Here is a 22,394-nt window from a genome sequence, read left to right as displayed (position 1 = left end):
TACAATAATTCATTTTCGATTCCTGCCGGGGTGCTTCGCACCCCCTATTTGTGTTGAATGTGTACCTGAATAGTTACATTATTTCTTCCTCAACTTTATCATGGTCCAATAATTTCATTTTCTGACCAAATTCCCCCAACTTTTTTTGCACTTCGTTGTAATCAGAATTTCCCCCCGCAACGCTTATCGCGGAACTATAAATCTCTATTAATTTTTCTAACTCATTATTTTTCATATTTCTCTCCAAGATAAAATACTTTTATTAAATATCTCAAGTCCTTCTTTGCTAGAACCAAGTCCCAAACTTAATACTCTGGACCTCTGTCTAAGATAGTAGACACAAAATTTATCACTTTGCCGCATTAACGTAATAATGGTGTTCGAAATCACTTGGCGTACAATATTGAATTGACGAATGAATGCGTTCATTATTGTAGAACACTTCGATATACTCAAAACGTGCTGCGTTTGATTCACACGGTAGATTCCGAGGGCAACCCTGTCGCCATTTCAAACAATCGCTTTGATCTGAATGCCGATGAAATTGGACAGATTCTACCATGAACGGTGGGTGATTGGCGTGTCCAGCTAAGGACACAACATCTTGTCGTTGAAAGTCCGACCGGGAGAAAAGACGAAACTCCCGTAGCCTGAGAGGCGCCGCGGAACGAGAGTGAACCGGCGAAGCCCTCTGACAAAACGTTCTTCAGGAACGTCGGCAAAACTCCAGGTTGTAACGTACAGTGAACGCAGACGTAGCCTCGTTACACGAAAATCCGGTGGCTGAGACGGTCGATAACGCGCGAAAGCAGCAAGAACTGACCGAAAGCGTCTGAAACGGCAGTTCTCACCGGCGGGGTATTAGTGGCGATATGGAGGGAAAGAGGTTGTGGAAACTGGAGAAGCCCTCGGCACCCGGTGAAGAAATCTCATCGAGGAGGCCGTCCCTATAACCGCGATCGGGAAATGGGACAGGCAGGTGCCAGGGTGGCGGATCGGGCCGTAATACCGACGATTCGCGTGCAGCAAAACGCGCGAGGAGGGAAGGGCCCGGACCTGTAAGCAAATCCGTACGATCAAAGGAGGCAAGGGTGCTATGATAAAAATCGACCTTTTGGCGATGCGACTTGAATCGTTGTTCTGAATAATTCGACAACTTATCCAAACGATTTTAATGCAATGCTAGTACGCTTTCAAAGCTTAATCTGTGAGGTATGAACGACGCATTTCCATACATCGAAGCCGCGGCTGACCACTATTTTAGTATTGACGGCGTACTAGTGACTTTGAATAAATCCATATATTTCTTAATCCCTTCTTTGTCCAGCTGTCACCTTACTTGGTAGTTAATCTCTTAGAATATACCGAAGAAGATTGTGTTCCTAAATCTACAACATGATTTATAGCTTATAATTGTTATATTCAATTTGGTATAAGTTGCAGAAACTTTCAATACAAGATACAATTTTGCTTGTTAAGTTGCATTGGCTATAAATAACAAGATTATGGTTTGCATAAATTTTTGCACGAGGTATAACCAACTTGAACTGATGGGTGTAGTTAATTATTTTACCAATGTCTTCCAAAGGCGTTAGCCGATCTTGATTAGTTGTAATCTTTGAATCATGTGGACATATACAATAAGCTGTTATAAATTTATCTAATTCAAGTAGCTCTATTTTATGATTTATTTTAACTATGTATTCAGTTACCTCTCCCTTTCCTTTATGTAAAATATTATAGTTCTTTTCGATAAAATTTGGAGTCTTATTATTAAACAACGAATAGTCCGAAGCAGAACGCTTTCCCTCTAGATGAGAAACTATACAATATAATTCATCGAATTGAGCAAAATGATCATACACTAAGTCATGTTCATAACTAGAATCGAAATTATTAAATCCCATTTCATAATCTGAATCATAACTATTCTCATCATGCTCAAAAATAGCAATGTAGTACGTAAGAAGATTAGTGTTAGAAGGAAGTAAATCTAAAGGGAAATAAGTATTAATTTCCCCATTCTTTTCTCTAAACAAGTTTCTCCGTAGTAGCGAATAATTGATTTTTGTTAATTTAAACCAATCCTTGTTAGTAAATTCGAATGGTTTAACAAAATATGAGTTTATTTTCAATGTAAGCACACCCCAAAATCTCCTACACACGTAATAAATTAACATAACGTGCGTAGGAGAAATTTATTAATTATTTTTTCAACTCTTCGGTTAAGCTTCTAACAAAGTCATCCCACATTTTTCTATTAATTATTTTATCTTTTAGGAACAAATGACCTTTGACTCCGTTAAGATCATAATTCAAATGTGGAAAATTAGAAAGTCCTACACCTTTTCCCCAGTCGTTATGACCCCAATAAAGCTTGCCTCTTTTTCCTTCCCATCCTATCCATTTTCCGCTCTGATCATAAATTCGAGATGCATCAAGACCAACTAACTTTCTACCAAAGTTCTGAGCTTCATTTTTATTTTTAAATATATACTCTTCCTTAACAACCCCTTTTTTTGTGGTTTTCGACATTATCTTCTTTCCATCTTTACTTATATTATTCTTATAAAGATCCTTAAAGAAACTCGTTAGCTCATCCGTATCCGTTCCGTCTGCAGGAGCACACTTTTGGCTATTAGCCCCTTTAAGCCCAAAAACATCAACCCAAGCATTTGGATCATGTATATAACCATACAGTCGCAACCCACCAGCTAAACCAATCGGGTCCTGCTGCGTGTACATCCCTTCATGCGGCGAGTAATAGCGGAAACGGTTATAGTACAGTCCCGTCTCCTCGTCCTCATACTGCCCCGGATACCGGAATGGGCATGCGCTGCGCTCACCTAAAAGATCCTGCCGCCGTACCTTCCCGTAAATGTCCAGTTCGCACGACCATACCTTTTCCCCTGTATCGTCGTACATCTCAACAGGCGTACCCAGGTGGTCGGTTACGATACTAAAGGAGCCTTCCGGCATGATCTTTGCTGCCGGATGAAATGTTCCGTCTTCGAAAATCCATGTAATCAAGCCGTCAGGATTCAGCACTTGTCTCAGCTGCTGCGTCTCCTTCGATTGTTCGCCAACCCATTCTACATAGTTTTCAGCTTGTGCCTTCTCCGCTTTCCACTCATGCAGGATAATGTTTCCATCCCACACATAACAGTGTACCACACCGTCAAAATGCTTCTCAATCCTGCGACCAAGGCTATCATACGTAAACGTTACTTCCTGTCCGTCCGGCCGCACAACCTTGCTCATCATATTGTTGCCATAGTACTCATAACGCCAATGCGTGCCGTCCGGATCTATTTTCTCCGTGAGATTTCCTTCTTCATCATAGCTATACTTCGTTCCGTTAAACTCCAGCAACCGCCCGCCGGCTCCGTACGTCCGGTCCGTCTTGTGTCCGTCGCTGTACAAATTTCCTACATTGTCGGCCATACGGAAGATTTTGCCGAAGTCGTTCGTGGCCCCGATCAAGGTTCCGAAATCATCGTATCCATACTGCGTTTTCTTGCCTGTCAGCTCGTTAAGCATGGACTTTAGACGGTTATTGACGTCCCACGTATACTTTCGTTTGCGCGTTTCACGTCCGCCTGCTTTTACACAGTGCCGTTCAGGCCGTCCCGCGATATCGTACTGCCAGCTGCTGATTACGCCGCCCGGCAACAGTCTCTCGATTTCTTGCCCAAGCGCATCGTACTTCATCTGCGCCGTCCACGGTTTGTCGACGTTTTGAGCTGTGTCGCCTCCGCGCTGCTGCTGCGCCTGCATCTGACTAACTTGCCCCAGTATGTCGCGCTCCATCGTCACTTGAGCGCCAAGGCTGCTGCTTATTTCCGTACGGTTGCCCATTTCATCGTATTGGCTTGCTACCCAGTACGCATCCCGCCATTCCTTCATGACGCGACCGGCCCGGTCATAATCTAGTTTTACCGTCGCAAAAGGATTGGCTGTCTCCAGTATATCCCCGACACGGTTATACCTAAACGTCTCCACCAGACCGTCGCTGTATTCCACTTGCGTTACGCGTCCCATGACGTCATGGCTATAGGCCGTCCATCGTCCGCCCGGCCGCTCTACCTTCTGTAGCAAACCCGCGGGGCTTCGCACGTATTGCCGTACAATTCCGTCAAAGCCTGTTTCGCGAACGATGCTTCCATTCGCATCGCGCTCAAGCACATACCGCTCGCCTCGCTCGTTGATGACTTCGGTCAGTTCCTCTTCCTTGTTGTAGGTCAACTTGACACGCTTTCCCTTTTCTTCGCGCCAAGTCAGCTTACCAAGCGGGGTGTAACCGAACGCCACACGGTGCTGGTTATCTTCCGCGAGGATCACTTCGTCGTAGGCGTCATACTTCAGCTTAATTACATTGCCATCCGGCAGCTCGGAGCGCACAACTCGGCCCAAAGCATCGTAGACCAGCACTTGCTTCGCTCCCAGTGGATTCGTCTCTTGCAGGCATTCTCCCCGGTGGTTATACGCCCATTTCCCGCTCGTCCCGTCTGGCAGCGTGACCTCGATCAGGTTATCCTGACCGTCGTAAAGGAGCCGCGTTACCGCGCCTTTCGGGTCATGCACTTCGCTGATCCGATGCCGCTCATCGTAGGCAAAACGCGTCACCGTCTGATCGGGCCCGACAACTCCCTTCACCCGATCCAGCTCATCATACTGCCATGCCCGGATGCCGCCTTCCGGGTCCATCACCTGCTCCAGTCTTCCATCTTCACGGTACGTATACTTCCATGCACCTCCATCCGGCTGCACTTCCTCGACGATCCGCCCGTATTCGTCATACGCATACCGCGTGACCCGGCCTTCCTCATCCGTTTCGCTTAGCAGCTCGCCCAACTCGTTGTACTCATAATGGGCAACGCCGCCGAGCGGGTTGACGATCCGGGTGCAATAATACTCCGGGGTGTATTCGTACGTCGTCGTATGCCCTTGACTGTTGCTCACTTCGTTCCAGCCGTCGTTGTACACAATGCGCCCTTCCAGCAGCCCGTCGTCCCCGTACGTATGAACACAGCGCGCTCCGGTGGTCGGACCGTCATAACGCCAGTGGAAGCTGTACCCGTTACGGTCCGTTTTCTTGAGCATCAAGTGACCTTCGTAGGACATGCGGGTCGTCTGCCTCAATGCATCTGCCACCTCGATGAGGTCCCCCGCCTCGTTGTAACGGTACTGCACCAGTACCTCGCGCTGCTCCCCGCGATAAACGTGAGTCACTTTCGTGATCCGTCCAGCTTCGTCCGTCTGAATATCCAGCCTCCGGCCCACACTATCCGTCACCTGCTTCAAATACCCGCGGTCATCGTACGAGAGCACGATGGAATGATCCCATTCCTGCCCGATCCGCTCCAGGCGGAATTTCGTTTCCATCCCAATCTGCTTTCCAAAATGATACGTCAGTCGGCTGTCTTCCTCGAAAAGCGCATACCCGATTCCTTCCCGGCGTAAGACCATCCGTTCCTTCGGGTTTCGCGTTTCCATCAGGCCCCGATGCAAACGTTCGAACGAAACCGCCCGCCCGTCCGCGAGCAACACGCCGATGCCATCGTCCAGCACCTCCAGCCGCATATCCAGGCTGTGATGCACGCCATGACCCAGTAACCCCCGATGACCGCTGTCGCTGATCCAGCGCCGATCCCATTGAAGCGGCAGCGGACCGGGAAATGCGAAGTCGGTCGCTTCGCTCATCATCCGTCCGGTGATGAGATCGACCGGCTCAAAGCCCCATTTACAGAGCCTGTCCTTCAGTCCCTTTGTGCCTGGAATTTTGGTCAGCACCTCGTGATTGACCCAGGTAAGCGCCTTCTTCGCTCCGGACTTCTCCAGCGCTTTCTGGAGCAACGCCTTGCCCTTCTCCGCCAGCTTCTGCTGCATATCCTGCAGCTTCTTCTGCAGCAGCTCCCGCAACTCCTCGGCCTTTTGCTTCAGCTTCCGGGCTCCGGTCAGAACCTTGTTCAGCGTATTCTTCCCGAACTGAACGGCCTTCTTCGCTGCGGCCCGGCCGATCTTCCCGGCCATCTTGCTGCCTGCCTTTGCCGCCGCTTTGGCCGTGACCTTGGCTACGCCTTTCGCCGCCAGCTTCGCTGCGCCGAACGCCGCGCCTCCGATTGGCAGCATCGAGCCGATAGATAAGGCCGCGCCGAGAAAGTCTCCGCGGCAAATGCTCACGACTGCGCTTGCCGCTCCCGCAATGATGCCAAGACCCGGCACCATGCTCAGCACATCCAGCGCCGTTCCCAGTGTTTCCAGAAAGCCGTCCTTCTCCTTGTCGCTTTTGGCCTGCTCCGCTTCCGGGTTGCTGAGCGCCTCGAACGATTGCCGCTCGCTACCCGTCATCATGACCTGCTGACCCATCACGTCGGTCATGTCGGTCAGCATCATGCTGCTTTTGCCGCCTGCGAGCCACAATTCTTCTTCAGCCTCGGCCCGGAACGTTTTTAGCTCGCTAAACGATAGTTCCAGATCCGCCATCAGCACGAGGTCTTTATCGCTCTGCAGGGTGATCCCCTCTTCTTCGCCGATGGTGATGAACAGCGCGCCTTCCTTGGCCGTGAACGAAATACTTTTCGTCCCCAGTTCGAATTCCTTGCCTCCGCCCGTGGAGAACGACTTTACGGTCGTATCGGCCATTTTCTTGTTCGCCTTTTCCGCTGCTTCACCTTGCGGGGAAAACGGTGTTCGCACCGATTGGATCAGCATCGCTTCCGCTTCGTCGTTCGTCGGAAAATACAGCTTGATCCGCGACCCAACCGGCGGCATGGCATGAAAAATATGGCTCATTGGCGACGAGTACGGGAACCAGACCGCGTCGTGCTCCGGCTGGTCTTTGTCGATATCCAGATGCACTTTCGCCTTCTTGACGCCGATGGCCAAAATTTTGCCGTCCATCGCCAGACCCGGCAGGTTCTCGTTATACCGCTTGTTTTGTCGCAGCCCTGCCGGGGTGGTGCATAAGTATTCGAATTGCAAAATGCCGTGAACCAACGATCCCTGAATGCCTGCAACGACAAACAGACGGCCGTTTCTTTCTACCTCCGCCCCGAGCCCCAGCCATTGGTCTTTTGCGACGATAAAGCGTGTAAAATCTTCCTCTTGGAAGCGCTCGACCTTCGTTTCCACCGCGGTCAGAAACGATTGCACATCATGCCGGATGCCGTAGGCGCCCTCTTCCAGCTTCACATGCTGCCTGCCCGACGGCGTTCCGATCCACAGACGCGGGGCATGGGTGCTGACGTCCGGCGTCACCACCGCGCCCGCATGGGAAGCGATTCGCTGAATAAACTCCCAGTCGGTCTCCTCGTATTGGAGTACCAGATCGCCGAGCGAAGCTCCGCGCTGGAAGGCATCAGTTTCCAGAAAATTCCCACTCGGATATGCGTGGATCACTTCAGACAGCACATCCGTATAAAGCATGCCTGCATGCTGGAAGGAGCGGCTTTTGCGCTGCACGTCCAGTTGGTATGTATGCGAGATGACGTCCACTTGGACGTTGTATACGCCATGGATGCGGTCGACTTGAATTTCATGCAGTTGACCTAGAAACAGCGGCTCCTCCGGCTGCCCTTCCCGAGCCGCATACAGGCCGATCGGGTCGCGGTAGCTGCCTTGCCGCACCAAGGCTTGGCTGTCTTCCTCGCTCATGATGCCCCCGAGCTGCATGCGGGCATGGGCTCCGGGGAACCGCGTCATTTTTATTTCGTCAAGCCGCAGCTTTCCGTACGGCCATTTCAGCACAAGATCCTGCACGGTCAAGCCCGACAGGCGATCCGATTCGTTATTTGACACGTCCATCCCCCTCAAATCTGTTGCGAAGTAAAAGATGGCTTAAGCTCATTAAACCCAATTACCGCTGACGGAAGCTATTCTTTCTTCTGCCCGTCATCGGCGATATAGATGACCCCGTTCGCATGCTTCATGCACATGATGTAGGAGTCGCTAGTTAGCACGGGCTTGCCATCGATGAGCACGTCCGCTTTCCCGTTCATCCACTCCATGTTCACCTGCGGCTCGCATGGCGCATCCAGCGCTTCGCATACGCCGAAGGTCGCCGGAATATTAACGACGGGTTTGCTGTCCCCGACATTCATGAGCGGCTGCCCTTGAATATATGCGCCATGACACGTCGGCAGATTGAGCAGATTCGGATTGCTGCCGCACTCACACTCCAGCATCGCTCCCCTTACGACATAGCTGGCTTCCTGCCCCGCCGCTGCTTCAACGGCAGGCCCCGCGGGCTTTATGAACGATCTGACACTAGGCATTTGTTTCCCTCCTCCGGGCTTTGCTTTAGCAAAGCCGACTTCGAAAGCGTTACAAGGCTTTGCTTTTGCAACGCACTCCTAATCCACTTCCACCGGGGTCAAATGAAGCCCCGTAAACGCCCGTCGGAGCAAGCTTTCCGCGATGTCCAGCCGGACGATCAGCACATCTTCCTGCAAGCCCGCCACGCGAAAAATGCGCTCCCGCCGCACTTTCGGGGCCTCCAGCACCAAGCGTCGGCAAGTCCCGCCGGCGTCCACCTGCGTCTTCCCGGACAAACAATCCAGCTCGCCCAGCTCCATAAACCAGTAAACGTCTTGACGCTGTGTGCTGCGTCCGGTCACGATAGCCGATTGAAACCGCAGCCGGTCGTCGTATTTTTCAAGCAGCGCTTTCAGCCGATCCGATATGAGCCGGCGCGGATGGTCGATGAAGTCGAGGTAAACCGGCTTGTCCCCGTCCTCTTTCACAAATACGATGTTCCGCTCCTTAATCTCCATATCCCGGCTGACTTGCTCCAGCCTTAAGCCGTCGATGAACCGCTTGTCCTGCTGCAAACGAAAATAGTACATGCCCGTTCTGTCCTCCCCGGCATCGGTCTAGCTCCGAACCTCAACCAACCGCCCCGTTTCGTCTTCCTCCATCCAGCGCACCTGCCGCTTCTGCTCCTCGCTAAGCGTGAATTTAGCCGCCTCCAGCAGGATGATCTTGGCTCCCCGCAAATCAGCCCCGCGAAAATCCGCATGCTTCAAGTCCGCAAACATCAGGTTCACCCCTTGCAGATTCGCTCCGGCAAAGCTGACTCCGAAGGTGCCCATGACCTGCCCTTCATGAATAAGCGGATCACCGCCGACAGCTTCCTGAAAATTCGCCCCCTGCAGGTCGCAATGGCCGAAGTTGGCGTCATACAGCACGCTTTGGCTCAGATCGACGTCCCGCATGCAGCTGCCGCTGAAATCGACCCCCAAGCAGACACTTTTATTCAAGCGGCTTCCCGTCAAATTCGAGCCGGTCAGATGGCTGTAAGCCACATCGGCCCCTTCGTAGCGGCCGCCGCTCAAATCGAGTTCGCGCCAGTCCTGATAGCGGTGTAGCGTGCCGTCCCGCCGCTCCACCGAAGCTCGGATCGCCGCTGCATCCTTTTCCTCGCGCACTTCCACCCATACGTCCTCGCTCAGATCGAGGTACTCGCCCGCGCGAATGCGGAACGTATCGGTCCGCTGGATTCGTTGAAACTCCGGCAGCTCCACAATATGCGAAGCGGCCGCCCGGACGAGGCTGACGACATAATGTCCGATGATGGACACGTCTTCCATCCAAACGCGGTCGCTTTCCAGCGGCAAAATATCGGCGACGTAGCTTTTTCGCGCCTCATCTATTTTTCTCCGGTACCTTTCCAAATGATCATATAGCCATGGCAGATCGTGCAGCTCCATGCAAGCAGCCCGGTCCAAATACCAAGTATCGTCGTACGCTTCCAGACTGCACACGAGCTTTCCTTGTCCAAGCCACGAGCGCAAATAAGAGACGTGGATATAGGCAATCGGACGCTTGTTGCCGGCCTCTTGCATCTCATGGATACGGAGGCACAGCTTGCGGAACGGCTCGATCCACTCCCGAATGCGGGCTTCGGCTTGTTCCCGGACCTCCGTGCCCATACGCTTGATCAAAGCCTCCTTCAGCGGCGCAACCTCCTGCGTCAGCCATCGTTCTAACGGTTCCTGCTGCAATCGTTTCTCCTCCCCGGCGTTTGTCCGTTCGCGCAACCGTGCGCTTCGTTAGTTGTTATGAACCTGGGTACCTTTCACATCGACGCGGTCTCCCAGCACGACGGAGCTGGCCTTGCAGGTTAACTCGATTTTTTCCTGAGCAGAGATCGTTATTTTTTTCGAGGTCATCGTCACTTCCTCGGTCGCCTTCACCGTCACGTTTTTGCTGCTGACAATCGAGATGCCGTCCGCATCGCTGAGCGTGATCGACACGCCGTTGCCCGTGATGAGAATGTGGTCGGGCGCGAGCACGATCATTTTACCGTTCTTGGTTTTGATCGTCTTGATGCTCGGGTCTTCCATCGGATCGCTTCCGCCCCCGCCGGACGCCCCTGACGCTCCGCCTCCTGCTGCCGCTCCACCGCCTCCTGCAGCGCCCGCCTCGGGCTTCGGCTTCGGCACGGAGCTGATCGCAATTGCCTCCTCTTCCTTGTGCGTCGGAAAATAAATGCGCACATCGTCTCCGTTCTCGGGCATGAAATACCATCCGGCATTGTCCTCGGAAGCATAGATCGTCGAGTAAGGGAACCAGATCGCTTTGCCTGCGTCCTGCGCCGGATCGATGTTTAAATGCGCCTTGATTTTGTCTTTGGCGACCGCAATCACTTTCCCTTGCAGCGACGCCCCGACGATGGCCATGTTGTACTGCTTCCGCACGCTCAGACCCGGACGCGTGGTCAACAGGTACTTATATTTCAGAAGTCCGTCAAGCATACTCACCCGGACTTCGTAAACGACGAGCCGCTGCCGGTCAAACGTCACTTCCATCCCGATCTCGAATACTTGATCAGTTTCCACTTCATAAAAGATACAATCGCTCTCGCTTAACTCCGGTATCAGCCCCTGCACCGACTGCTGGTACAGCTCCATCCGTTTGTGCACGCGGTAATGATAAGCGTTCACTTCCCCTTTGAAGCCGAGGTCCGGCACGCCGAAATGGACTCTCGGGGTATCGAAGGCGACGGCAGGCACTAGCCCGGTGTGGAAGTGGGAAGCTAACCGTTTCAACAATTCCCAGTCCGTCTCCCGGTACTGCAAAACAACACGGCCGATCGCAGCGCCGTTCGAGGCCGCATCCATCACGTCCGCGCCGTCATAGTCCTGCACGACCTTGTCCACCAGCTGCGAATAGGCCATTCCCGCGTCCTGAAATGTACGGTCCTTGCGCGTCACATCGAACTGATACGACAGTGACACGGCTTCCAGCTCCAGCTGGTAAACGTCCCGCACCTGATGGATTTGCATGCTCATAATCATGCCTTGAAACAGGTGGATTTTCCCGCCCTGCTCGGTCTTTTGGGTAACGGCGATATTCGTCCGGGCATGATTCATTTCCATGTAGCTGGCTTTCAGCTCTTCCGGGACGATGCCTGTCAAGCGAAGCATGGCATGCTCGTTGATTTGCTTAACGATCGCCAGTTCTTGAATCGATTCGAACGTAAAAGGCGTAACTTCCAGATCCTGATAAGTCACATAAGACCGTTCTGCCACCCTTTATTCCTCTCCTTCCCGCTTCGGATTGATTTGCAGGGCGTCCATGATGCCGTGGGCGATCGGGCGCCACTGCTCCGTATACTTCTCCATGCAGTTCAAGCCAAAAAAGACGCCTTTTCCATCCAGCTCAATGAAAAAGATGCCGTTATACATGACCCCGTCCAGCACCGGCACGGAAAATTCATAAAAGCCCATCTTGTGGCCGCCGACCTCGCGGACGCCTTCGCCGATCCACTTGGCATTCGGCTGCATCCGCCGGATCATGAAGCTGAGATCCTTGACGAACGTGTCCATTTCGTCGTTCACCATCCGGTTGGCCGTCGGATTGACCGTCAGGTTAATCTCCAGCGTCGGGTCGGTATAGATCAGCTTCGGCCGACGGTCAGCCGGATATTTGATCTTGGCATAATCCTCCGGCATAGGCTCGAAGGAATCCGGTACAAACATGAACACTTGCCCGGGGATCACTTCCGTTCTGGAAAACGTGATCGTCTCGACGCCCAGCACAAGCTCGCCCGCTTGAATCGCCCGGCTGACGTTCTCCGCCGCCAATGCCGCCTTCAGCGCCTTCTGCCGTTCTTCCTGCTCCTGCTTGCCTATCAGCTCAAGCCACTGCTCGTCCATATGCCCCATCGTTCAGCCTGCCTTTCGTTCCGTCTCCATGATGCGCGGAATCTTTGATTTTTCTGCAAATTCGTTCCAGATTACACTTTTCATTGTATATCGGATAGAACGGTTGAGATTTTTAGATATTTTTAGTATTTTTTCATAAGTGTGTTAATACTCACAATTTTGAGCCGCTGGTGGTAGGCAAAACAAAGACTGTTGGCAACCTATCTACTGACTCTTACTTAGAACGATAAAAACTCCGTCCAACGAAGTAGCAGTAACCCCACTTCAAGTTTGTATAACATCCGTCTCTCATTCTACGATGCACTCCTGCTCCAGACGAACCCGTCGCTCTAACATAATTTCCAGCACCGGGAACCAATCCGCGTAGCGTGAATCGTTCAGCGCATGTCGTAGCTGGCTGGCATACTCTTCACTAACAGGCGCTGCTTGCGCTTCGTACTGAAGCAGTATGTCCACTCCCATCCGGTAAGGTTGAAGCTCGGGAAAATAGCTGGTTCGAAGCCACTCAAAAATGCGGATTCCGCCGAGGTCGATATCACCCCAATGGAGCAGTTCTGGCGGGTTCGCCGCTTCACTTATTACTTGGCTCAGTTTTCCGAGAAAACTTTGCAGGACACGATGAGGGTACCCTCCTGTATAGATGACAAGAACTTCGCCAGCGCGAACCGAAGGCTGCTCCAGATACTGATGGTAGCTTGTCCAATTTTCGATGGTAAGAATGTAACGAGCAGGCATAAAGATATGCGTCATTGCATCAATCGTCTCACCAGAAAGCCCAAGACCGCCCGGAAATGCGTCGGTGTCAGCCTGCTTGCCGTCGCGGGTTCTAAAGACAAGTGGGCCGCATAAAGAGACACTCTGAGGATTGCGGGTCAGGCCAAGCCAATCCAGCCATTCTTCCTCTGTCTCCCGCTGCTCGCCGGAAGCCTGCTTCGCTAGCGCAATCAGCCGTTTGAGCGTCTGACGCTCCAGATGCTTCGTATCCCGGAACAACTGCTGGCTAAAGATGCGGATTGGAACTGCGCGCCCCCCGAGGAGCGGCAACTCGTTCAACGCGCGGACGAGATCAGCCGTCCCTTGTGCGTCATCCGGGTCGAGGCGGGCGGTCTTGCCTTGCGCAAGCGCGTCGTCCGCCTCCTTCCGCCACTCCTGAACCCAACGCCACGGATGATCGCTCAGCGGGACCAGAAAAGTCCGCATCTGCTCCAGTTTGGCGCGCAAAGGAGTCCGACCGGATATCCGATAAGCCTCCTCCACAGCGTCCCATTGCAAATATACTTTCTCTATTTCGTCTGGACGATATTTAGCCCTTGCAAGTTCAACAACATCGAGCCGCTCTAGTTCGAGCAGCGTTTCATTCATCCAATGGCGCTTTCGAAAGTCCATCTCGTCGTTGTAATCCCGAACAAAAGGACTTTTCCCGATGACAAGTTGGGGACGCACTTTGCCGGGAGTCCCTGTGGCAAATGACTGGCTTTGCTCGTATTTGTCCAAAAGCAGGGTCAGCAGATCCCTGCCAAATTTCTGCTTAAACCCTATTTCGTCTACTTCCATACGCAAGTCTTACCTCCTGCTACCGATTTAAAACAAGGTGCCTTGCCCTCCGTCGCGTTCACCTTCGAACAGAGTGTTCTCCACGCTTTTCCCGAACTTGGACGGGGATAAGTCTGCATCGGGAAACTTAGCCTGCTTGAGGTCTACCGACTTTTCGCTTGCTTCAAGACTATGAAAGGTAGGGCTCGTTGCCGCCTTGTTTTCCTCTAATTCTGCTTCGTCTGGGACCCAGCGGTCAATCATATCAACAAAGCACTGGTAGTCGTGCTTACTGACGAACAGGGTGGTCGTTACTTCTGGCGCCATGTGCTGCATCTTCTCGTCCGGAACAGCGGCGACCAGTTGTAGCCCCATCTGCTTGATGAGCCGCAAACTGGATTGAATACGCTGTTCGTCCATTTTGTTGAACGCTTCATCGAAGACAACCAGACGTGAGCTTTTGTTTGAATACAAATGATGAAACGACGCCAAGATGGCAATATAGAAGGGAGTCTGTGTCTCGCCGCCGGATTTCTCTTTAAGCACTTGCGAGAACCGGTAGTGCCCCCCGCTGCCCGAAGAAACCATGATGTCAAAGTCCAGGTATTGCCGGTAATCCGCATACTCCTCCATCTGTCCAGCTTCTCCACGTACCAGCATTTCGAACAATTCATGCAGTACTGCCGTCCGATCGTTCTCCGGCAGGTCAAACAGAGGACCTTTCTCCATCAAAAGCGGGTCCATAACTGCCTCATAAAACTTCTTGTACCGTTCGCTCGGCGAAACCTCGAAGTGGTACTTATCGTCGGAAAAGGGGAAGTTGCGCAGCGCATAGTTCAATTGCTGGAACTCTCGCCGCGCCATCTCAATTGCTTCCCGCAGCTTGAATACGAAGTGCGACTTGAACTCCTCCTCGGATTCCACAAGCGCCTCCGCGACCTTCTGCTGATATTCCGGAATGTTAAGATGCTCGATTGTATCGAGCAGACGGTCATAGGCATCATTCTCGGAATCGTTCGCATCACCGCTGAAGGCATGATCAACATTGTACTTTTGCCTGAGCTGAGCAACAGTGCGGAATTGATCGTCGCGCAGCGTCTGCTGTCCCTTCCAGCTTCGCTCCCAGTTCTGCAGCTTTTGCCACGTGCTTGCTGCAGTTTGCCGCTCCGCTTCCTCATAGCGCTGCTTGGCTCGCTGCTCACTCTCAACACCATACTCACCGACCCATTGCTGAAGGATGAATTCAGCATCGCGCACTTTGTTCTGGTGAATGAGCAAAGCGCCCGCAAGTTGATTGCACTCAGCCTCGGCCGTACCTTTCTCCTGCAGCAGACCTCCCCATCTGTCCGTCCATTGCTTCTCCGCCTCGCGCCAACGCTCGTACTCAGCCTTTAGGCGTTCGGCTTCCGCCAGATTGAGTCCTTCCCGTTCTAGTCGTGCTTGTTCCAGACGACACATGTAAGCTTCCAGCTCTCGCGGCAAAGCGAGATGAGAGGATAAGCCGTTATACACAGCGTCCTTGTCCCGGAGTCGGTCTGTCCACTCTCTGAAGCCGCCCGCCAACTTCCGTAGTCTGGAAATTCGTTCCTTCGCCTCCTGAAGCTCCGCCTTGCGAATCTCCAACTGGCGTGCGATCGCCTTTGTCCCGATATAAGGAATTTCATAGTACTTTTTCGAGATTTGTCTGGCCACAAGATTGTTGTATACCATGCAACTACGCGTAACGCCAGTACGATGCCGCCGCAACTCCTGCTCGTCCTTGGCCTTCATCACCCTGCCAAGCAGATGCTCGGCACGAGCCCGAACGACCGGATGCTCGGCAATAAGCTCATGGGCCAGCGAACCCGGCTCCGCCGTGCCTAAATATTTTCGTTCTTTGTCGGTATCGACCAGACCAACGCCTTCGAGCTTACGTGTCCATTTTTCGCGTTCATAGATGCCTAGCGCCTCCGCGAAACATTCCGGCTCCACCAACAGATCGAATCGTTGCGTATTCAGGTAGCCTTCCAGCGCATCCCGCCAGCTCTCGTCAACAAGTTCTGCTTCTTCACAAAAAATCCAGACCGCAGAGCGTCCCTTTAACCGTTCCTCCAGTAACGCCTTCAACTGTCTGACCGGCTCCGCGTAGCTGCGCCGCTTCTGCTCTAGATCGCGGATAATGCCCTCCAGTTCGGCCGCCTGCTCCTCCGCCACCTTCAACGCTTCCAGTAAGCGAGCTTCGCCAATCAACAGCCGGTCGTACCAGCCGGACCGGGCTTCACCGATTGCAGCAAGCCTCGCTGCCCATGTTTCTTCATCCAATTCTTCTGCATTGCCTTTCTCTACAATCGCCAGCAATCCCGCCAGATGCTCCGCATATTGTCCAATCTGCTCCCGCTCTCCTGTTTCCCACGACCAGTATTCGCCGGCCGGCCAGGCCGAGAAGCTCTCCAGCAATTGTCTCTCCCGATCAAGCCTGGTGCAGTATACGGACAACAGTTTCTCCAGTTCCGCACGTTTCTGCAGAAGCTCGCGGATTTCCACCTCCAGCTCCTGCTTACGTCGTTCAGCCGCATGATTCTGCCAGCGCTGGTAGGCAAGCTGCGACTGTTCACGCGCCTCGTCCAACTTACGCTCCGCCAATCCAGCACTTTCCTGCAAACGTGCCAACTTCTCCTCCGCTTGATGCTTCAAACGCTCCTGTTGCTCGAGATTCTCTGTTTCATACAATAGCTTTAATTTCCGAATAACATAGTCCTGCTCTTTGATTGTTTCTTTGAGCCGAGCATAATCCTGATAGCCATCGCGAATGCCCTTCAACTGCAATTTGCGCTTCTGCAGCAGTTCGAGCTCCTGCCTGTAGCGCTCGTGAATCTCGAAATTCTGCTTCATCAAATCCAACTGCAACTCGCGCTTGTCCAGGATGTAGTCGTAAACGAACGCCCGGATATTTCGAATCGGCTTAAACGACAGTGCTTTGGTGAAAATATGGAAAAATCGATCCTGTAGTTGACCCAAACGTGCCAACAACGCCTTCTGATAGTTGGACTTGTTACGCTCGAACAGAGCCCGGCCCCTTGAACTCTGCCTCACACCAGGCCGCAGTTCTCCTTCTCCAAAACCAGTCCCAACACCGGCTCCATATCGTCGTTTGAACGCTTCCCGATTCAGCAACTGGCTTTGCGCATTGACAAAGTCAAGCTGATCCAACTTGCATGCAGCCAATATAAAATACTCTTCCTCATACGAACGATCGCGGTACACATCAATGGCCGCGCCGATAACAAACGATTCCTTCTTGTCCTCGTCGCGAAACTCGGCAATAATGTAGGTCGTAAAATCCCCGTCCCGCACGTAGGAGCGTTCATCGCTGCCGATCTTGCCCATCAAGTAATTCTCAAAGCTGCGCTTTGCCTCGTCATGGGCGGCAGCGTTGAAGCGGATAAGCCGCTGATCGACCACAAACAGCACTTGGAGGGCGTCAATAATCGTCGATTTACCGGCGGCATTCTGCCCTGTAATTAGCGTCTGTCGGCCAAATTCCATAGTCACATCTTTGAAGTAGTGCCAGTTAATCAACCGGAGCCGTTTCATCCATTTCATCCAGCAGTCCCCCTTCCTCTGCGGCATCGTAGCGTTCCAGTCTTTCCGTAAGTTGAGCGATCTCGTCGGCCTGAACAACATACATCCAGGTATGGTACAGTTTGAATCGGGCATCGTCTGCACGATGATCCTCATCCATCGCTTCGAGCAACTGAAACTGTGCACACAACCGAATAAGCTTGTCCAGCGCTGTCCGTCCCACCCATTCAATCCGAAACGTCTCAAACTTGCTGCGGATTTCATGCAACGTCACCATCGGATAATCGGCTAACGACAAACCTTGTCGCTTCTCCTCATACAACAGCCGCAGCACAAGCAGCCACAGGGTCTGTTCCTTATCCATACGCCTGCGGAGCCGTCCGTCCGGAAGGTGAAGAAAGACGCATTCATGTCGTTCATCAACTGTCAGTTCCCAGCCGAGAAATCGAAAGTACGCTTCAAGTGCCTGACTATGACGCCGAATGACGGCATACGCTTCACGATCCTTGTCTCTTACCAGCAGATTGACCTCAAATAGCCGATTCAATACATGACGCACCTTGGCTTGCTCGGATTCGCTCAATTCGTCAAACATCATCTTTTCGTCCCCCTTTCTTCTTGACAATCGTATGATTATCGAAACGATATCCGCCAATAATTAGAATATTGCGGCCATCACTTCGTTGAATTCGGAAACTCGAGCCTCCGTCTGACCCATACAAATAAATATAGCCTAGCATTATAAACTGCTCAGCATTCTCGGGCACGAGCTCCGCCATCTCCATCTCTGCCCGCTCACCTAAACGACTCGCTACGTAATCATCGACCTTCTTGCGGGTGATCGCCTTGCGCATTCGTTCCAGGTTTTTGGTTCGCAATTCCTCCAGTAGATGATCGGGCATGTCCACCGCTACATGCACATCAGGTTGATGAGGCGCCCGCTTGCGCCGCGGCGGGAGTAAGGATTGTTCAGACAGAGCGCGGGTCTGGCGCAGCGCAAACAACGACTCCGTCCCGTCAATCGATAACTCTTTGTTCAGCCGTTCAATTAAACGCGCAAGCTGCTGATCGATTCCTTCATTCTGCTGACTCAAATAGCGAGCGCGATCATAAGAGGAACGCAAATATTGATTGTGCCGCACATCTATTTGGTAAAACAATTCATCCAGGCCGTTAAACGTTTCTTCAACGAAAAAGAGGGCCTGCTTCACTGCCTTCTCTGCCTCGTCTACCGCAGCGTACAATCCGCTCTTCACCCCGTCGCGCGCAGCCTCCTCCAATTGCTCCCGATCCAGCAGCCATTGCTGTACTGTATTCAGAATTTGCATCCGATAGCGGGCAACATGATCGGACGTCTTCAGCCGGTGATAACTCTTGTCAATAATTTGCGTTTTATAATGATCAAAATGATGGTCTAGCACATCCTGTATTGACGTCTTCTGAACAACCTGTTCCATCAAGTGCTTCATATTATTGTATAGCGCCACAAGCTCCTGTCGAAACTGTCCACTTACTTCCGCCGCACTCATAACGGCCGAGCATGGCTGCAGCCGAGCTCCTTCTCCGGTCAGCGATTGGTAGACCAAAAATGCAAATCGCTGGTACTCAACCGTCCTCGCTTCGCATAGCTCTTTTAACACACCAATCAGCCGACTGGCATAGTGGGGCAATACAATGAAACGTTCGAATTGAGCTCGGTTCTCCACATCGATCCACTTCCGCTCTTCCAGTCGCCGCAACATTGCATTCGCTTGGGCTCTCGTGAGGTCTTCCATATTGATCTGTCTCAAATCGTCACCGCGCCCACTCGCCTCGTCTTCCGTATCCAACACAGCAATATCCTCACCCAATTCGCGCCGGGTATCGAGCATCTCCTGCAGCAAATCCCGCATGACATTGAAGCGAATGCCGAACCGCTCAATCTGCGCCTGATCGTACAGCAATAACAGCGCCTCAGCATAGATTTGCTTATTAGAGCCCGCAAGCAGCGAAAACAGTCGATCCGGAATAATGTCGAACAATTTCATACTCGTCACACATTCCCTCATTAGTATAGAATCTCCTTGCGCCGACAGGCTTTTTAATACCCTGTCTTATGCCATCTCCAATCATCGACGCATTTATATAAATTTCGACAGTAATGGCATTGTATCCTTCTATCTCATGTTGCCTAAGGATGGGGATGACATCATAATTAAATCCTTACGTTCTTTACAGCCATATGATTTTTTTGTCTGAATATATGATTTTCTATGTGGAACATTTGCTTTGATAACACTGCTTGAACACTGAAAAACAACTGCCCGGCACACTGGTATGTAGTATGATAAAGATGAAACCAGCGATATTAAATCTGGAGGAAATACGCCCTAATAAAGGAGGTGAAACGTATGGCGAAGTATTCGGATGAAGAGGTCAGAAGCATGTCCAAAATTACCATTAAAATCGCAGCGGATTACCTGGGTATATCCCCAAACATGCTGACACTCGGCATGAGAAACGACTTGTTGCCTATTGGTTTTGCAATTCGTAATGAAGATCGATATAGGGAAAGTTGGTCTTATACCATCGTACCGGAACGGCTTATTGCCTATAATCACGGAAAGATCAATGCGATTCAGGTCGAGAATATTGAAAAAAACTTGAACACGATCATTAATCAATTCGAAGAGATGAAACGGGACCTGGTTTTTCTATTAAGCGAAAACGAGGGATTGGAGGGATCAAACAATTCAACGCAATCCTTGCACCGCGGGTAAATCACGCACTGCAGGGAGAAAACACTGCAATTGGCTTTAATGATGATATTGAAGCGGATCAACATGTCGTTCAGGCAGAGCAAACAATTAGTTTTGAGCCTGCACTTGTTCCCATCGTTGAAGTAAACTCGTCGAGTGAAGGAGAGGAGGAAAGCGCTATGCCCGAGTATTCGGATATTGAAATGACGCGCAAGCAATTATACGATGAAATCTGGGAATTATCTGTCGCTGGAGTAGCCAAAAAATACAATCTCCCTTATAACCGCCTTATGAAACAAATTAAAGACGCGGGCATTCCGATTCCTCCGTCTGGATACTGGACAAAGCTCAATTTTAACAAGCCTGTAACCAAACTTGCATTACCGGAGCCGGCAGACGAAATTATTTTGATTTCCGGAACCCTCCCTTCTGCTCGTAAAAAGAAGCTGCAAAGCTTAACTATTGAGAGTTTCGGTAGAGCCGAGATGGGAGCAGGAATCGCAGAAGCATCACCAGCACTCGAAACTCCTGCATTACCAGTGGAGGAGCAGGCGGCCTTCCCTTCGAACAGCGAAGTATCTCAAACAATTGACCTACCAGAAACGTATGAGCAATCCGGACAAACCTACAATATTTATGACCGTGAGCTCTTATACAACGAAGTATGGCTGGCCCCAGTAACCGAAATAGCCAAACGATATGCTGTCTCGGATGTCGCAATCCGCAAGGTGTGTCAGTCGTTGGATATCCCCACGCCTCCAGTTGGATATTGGGCCAAGCTTCGAGCAGGCAAAGCAGTGACCCGCATACCGCTTCCTATAAGCAACAAGCCTACCAAAAAATCAGGTGTAAGAACCGGAACGGATTACACTCCACCGCTTGAGAAAGAGACACTCAGCTTTCTGAATGAAGAAGATAGGAGTGTCGTTCTCTCCATTGCAACGCAAATCAGGCTGCCCGATGAGAACGCCAAAATGCATCCGACAATTGTAGCCCACCGAAAAGCAGTCATGGAATGGAAGAAAAAACAAAAGGAGCAAGAAGCAAGAGGTTGCAATCGGAGAGGCATGGATTCTACTCTCTTTCTTGCCGACACGATCTCCAATGAAGCCTTGCCCAGGGTGTTGCATATCTTTGATGCGCTAATCAAAGCCATGGAACCGCTCGAATGTTCGCTAACCAGCGATCTAAAATTTATTGTCAATGGGGAAACGGTATCTGTTTCTGTGACAGAAGCACAGGACGAAATTAAGCATATTCCTACGAAAGAAGAAAATGTGCAGTTACTAAAGTATGAAGAAGACAAGCGCCGCCATTCATGGGCGTCAAAGCCAAAAATCAGAAAGTACGACTATGTTTACAATGGCCGAATTACCGTTTCGGTTAATAGCTCAAAAAGCTTCCGCGATTGTAAATCATATGTCGTTGAAGACCGCCTTGGCGACCTCATGATTTCGTTTTACGAGGCTTCCGATATACTCCGGCAAGAGCGCGAGGCCCGAGAAGCAGCCGAACGCAAACGTAAGGAAGAGGAACGTCGAAAAGAGGAACACCGTCAGCGTGTAAATGAAGAAGTCGACCAAACTCTGATGTTGGAAAATCTATCGGAGGACTACGATATCGCCTGCAAAATAAGACGTTACATTGCCGCAGTTGAGGCATCTGGAAACCTTGATCCCACGCCAATGGAATGGATTGAATGGGCAAAAGCCAAGGCAGACTGGTATGACCCAACGATCGCCCGGGAAGACGAATTTTTCGGAAAACGTGATCACAGAAAGAACGCTGACCAAAAGAAGCTGGAGCGTAACAGCTATAAATGGTGGTGACGAACGGGAAAAGCAAGCAGGCCACGTATTCGTCAGGTCCGCTTGCTTTTCCAAGGGGAAGATACACCGCCACCGCCCCGAGCAACATCCCTTTTCAATCCAATAATTTTTCCTTATACAATCGTCTCATGGGCGACGACTTCGTATGCTTGGATCGCATCTCCGGTTTACGGACTTTATTAGTGTATGTCCAGTGTTCTTCGTTTCTGGTCGACAAGTCTATAAGTCAATTATTTCGGACCAAAGTAAAGAAACAGAAATTGCTGATCCTTCAATTCGGCAAGAGGTTATTATCATAGCTCGTGAGAAGTCTATGAATTTAAATATCAAGTTTCGGACTGTTAAACCCGCATTTCGCATGTCAGTAAATGAAAATGAATAATAACAACCGTTAATGCGGTTCAAGAGAAACTGTTTTGGGCTTGGAGGGAGAATGGTTGCCTAAAGTCGACATCATTCTCTCTTTTTCGACAGCGGATTATCATGCGGTGTCTGTATGGACTTAGCGGCTTGTGATTTCGACAGGATTCGCGGTGTAGATGGTCATGTCGTACCCCGCCATT

At 51.2% G+C, this 22,394-nt stretch carries 15 protein-coding genes; 2 read left to right on the top strand and 13 right to left on the bottom strand.

Annotated elements, in window-relative coordinates; genetic code table 11:
• Nucleotides 1-73: 73 nt before the first annotated feature.
• From NLX71_RS24250 to NLX71_RS24195, 13 genes are all read right to left on the bottom strand, one after another.
• Entirely contained in the window at nt 74-235 is a 162-nt protein-coding gene (locus NLX71_RS24250; RefSeq protein WP_254366360.1) for a hypothetical protein, read from the bottom strand.
• A 114-nt stretch (nt 236-349) separates the two neighbouring features.
• Nucleotides 350-562, bottom strand: a complete 213-nt coding sequence (locus NLX71_RS27175) for an IS3 family transposase (protein WP_375377956.1) — start codon at nt 560-562, stop codon at nt 350-352.
• A gap of 838 nt (nt 563-1,400) precedes the next feature.
• The gene (locus tag NLX71_RS24245; protein WP_254366359.1) at nt 1,401-2,144 is read right to left on the bottom strand and encodes a hypothetical protein; all 744 of its coding nucleotides are present in this window, start codon (nt 2,142-2,144) and stop codon (nt 1,401-1,403) included.
• 61 nt (nt 2,145-2,205) lie between these two features.
• Nucleotides 2,206-7,800 (bottom strand): DUF6531 domain-containing protein, encoded by a 5,595-nt coding sequence (locus NLX71_RS24240; protein ID WP_254366358.1) that lies wholly within the window; start codon nt 7,798-7,800, stop codon nt 2,206-2,208.
• Between the two features lie 74 nt (nt 7,801-7,874).
• A complete protein-coding gene (locus tag NLX71_RS24235) occupies nt 7,875-8,276 on the bottom strand; it encodes a DUF4280 domain-containing protein (protein ID WP_254366357.1) in 402 nt (133 codons plus the stop codon).
• Between the two features lie 78 nt (nt 8,277-8,354).
• The gene (locus NLX71_RS24230; protein ID WP_254366356.1) at nt 8,355-8,846 is read right to left on the bottom strand and encodes an imm11 family protein; all 492 of its coding nucleotides are present in this window, start codon (nt 8,844-8,846) and stop codon (nt 8,355-8,357) included.
• A gap of 27 nt (nt 8,847-8,873) precedes the next feature.
• Nucleotides 8,874-10,004 carry a pentapeptide repeat-containing protein gene (locus NLX71_RS24225; protein WP_254366355.1) on the bottom strand — a complete coding sequence of 377 codons (1,131 nt, stop codon included), beginning with the start codon at nt 10,002-10,004 and terminating at the stop codon, nt 8,874-8,876.
• A 48-nt stretch (nt 10,005-10,052) separates the two neighbouring features.
• Entirely contained in the window at nt 10,053-11,534 is a 1,482-nt protein-coding gene (locus NLX71_RS24220) for a hypothetical protein (RefSeq protein WP_254366354.1), read from the bottom strand.
• Nucleotides 11,535-11,537: 3 nt separating this feature from the next.
• Nucleotides 11,538-12,170 (bottom strand): hypothetical protein, encoded by a 633-nt coding sequence (locus NLX71_RS24215; RefSeq protein ID WP_254366353.1) that lies wholly within the window; start codon nt 12,168-12,170, stop codon nt 11,538-11,540.
• A gap of 288 nt (nt 12,171-12,458) precedes the next feature.
• Nucleotides 12,459-13,724 (bottom strand): Wadjet anti-phage system protein JetD domain-containing protein, encoded by a 1,266-nt coding sequence (locus NLX71_RS24210; RefSeq protein ID WP_254366352.1) that lies wholly within the window; start codon nt 13,722-13,724, stop codon nt 12,459-12,461.
• A gap of 27 nt (nt 13,725-13,751) precedes the next feature.
• The gene (locus NLX71_RS24205) at nt 13,752-17,285 is read right to left on the bottom strand and encodes an ATP-binding protein (protein WP_254366351.1); all 3,534 of its coding nucleotides are present in this window, start codon (nt 17,283-17,285) and stop codon (nt 13,752-13,754) included.
• Nucleotides 17,254-17,862 (bottom strand): DUF4194 domain-containing protein, encoded by a 609-nt coding sequence (locus NLX71_RS24200; protein ID WP_254366350.1) that lies wholly within the window; start codon nt 17,860-17,862, stop codon nt 17,254-17,256. The genes NLX71_RS24205 and NLX71_RS24200 overlap by 32 nt, the downstream gene beginning before the upstream one ends.
• On the bottom strand, nt 17,852-19,291 hold the full coding sequence (locus NLX71_RS24195; RefSeq protein WP_254366361.1) for a Wadjet anti-phage system protein JetA family protein: 1,440 nt from the start codon (nt 19,289-19,291) through the stop codon (nt 17,852-17,854). The genes NLX71_RS24200 and NLX71_RS24195 overlap by 11 nt, the downstream gene beginning before the upstream one ends.
• A gap of 363 nt (nt 19,292-19,654) precedes the next feature.
• Between NLX71_RS24195 and NLX71_RS24190 the strand changes: the two genes are divergently transcribed.
• Both NLX71_RS24190 and NLX71_RS24185 read left to right on the top strand, forming a co-directional pair.
• On the top strand, nt 19,655-20,023 hold the full coding sequence (locus tag NLX71_RS24190; RefSeq protein ID WP_254366349.1) for a hypothetical protein: 369 nt from the start codon (nt 19,655-19,657) through the stop codon (nt 20,021-20,023).
• Between the two features lie 158 nt (nt 20,024-20,181).
• Nucleotides 20,182-21,831, top strand: coding sequence for a hypothetical protein (locus tag NLX71_RS24185; RefSeq protein WP_254366348.1), 1,650 nt, complete (start codon nt 20,182-20,184; stop codon nt 21,829-21,831).
• The last annotated feature ends 563 nt before the right edge of the window (nt 21,832-22,394 follow it).

This window comes from Paenibacillus sp. MZ04-78.2, from assembly GCF_024213375.1.
In the GTDB taxonomy this organism is placed as follows: Bacteria; Bacillota; Bacilli; order Paenibacillales; family NBRC-103111; genus Paenibacillus_G.
This window is presented reverse-complemented; position numbering and strand designations above follow the sequence as displayed.

Coding starts and splice junctions, on each gene's coding strand:
- NLX71_RS24250 (WP_254366360.1), bottom strand. CDS start 235: ATGAAAAATAATGAGTTAGAAAAATTAATAGAGATTTATAGTTCCGCG.
- NLX71_RS27175 (WP_375377956.1), bottom strand. CDS start 562: ATGGTAGAATCTGTCCAATTTCATCGGCATTCAGATCAAAGCGATTGT.
- NLX71_RS24235 (WP_254366357.1), bottom strand. CDS start 8,276: ATGCCTAGTGTCAGATCGTTCATAAAGCCCGCGGGGCCTGCCGTTGAA.
- NLX71_RS24230 (WP_254366356.1), bottom strand. CDS start 8,846: ATGTACTATTTTCGTTTGCAGCAGGACAAGCGGTTCATCGACGGCTTA.
- NLX71_RS24215 (WP_254366353.1), bottom strand. CDS start 12,170: ATGGGGCATATGGACGAGCAGTGGCTTGAGCTGATAGGCAAGCAGGAG.
- NLX71_RS24210 (WP_254366352.1), bottom strand. CDS start 13,724: ATGGAAGTAGACGAAATAGGGTTTAAGCAGAAATTTGGCAGGGATCTG.
- NLX71_RS24205 (WP_254366351.1), bottom strand. CDS start 17,285: ATGAAATGGATGAAACGGCTCCGGTTGATTAACTGGCACTACTTCAAA.
- NLX71_RS24200 (WP_254366350.1), bottom strand. CDS start 17,862: ATGATGTTTGACGAATTGAGCGAATCCGAGCAAGCCAAGGTGCGTCAT.
- NLX71_RS24195 (WP_254366361.1), bottom strand. CDS start 19,291: ATGAAATTGTTCGACATTATTCCGGATCGACTGTTTTCGCTGCTTGCG.
- NLX71_RS24190 (WP_254366349.1), top strand. CDS start 19,655: ATGGCGAAGTATTCGGATGAAGAGGTCAGAAGCATGTCCAAAATTACC.
- NLX71_RS24185 (WP_254366348.1), top strand. CDS start 20,182: ATGCCCGAGTATTCGGATATTGAAATGACGCGCAAGCAATTATACGAT.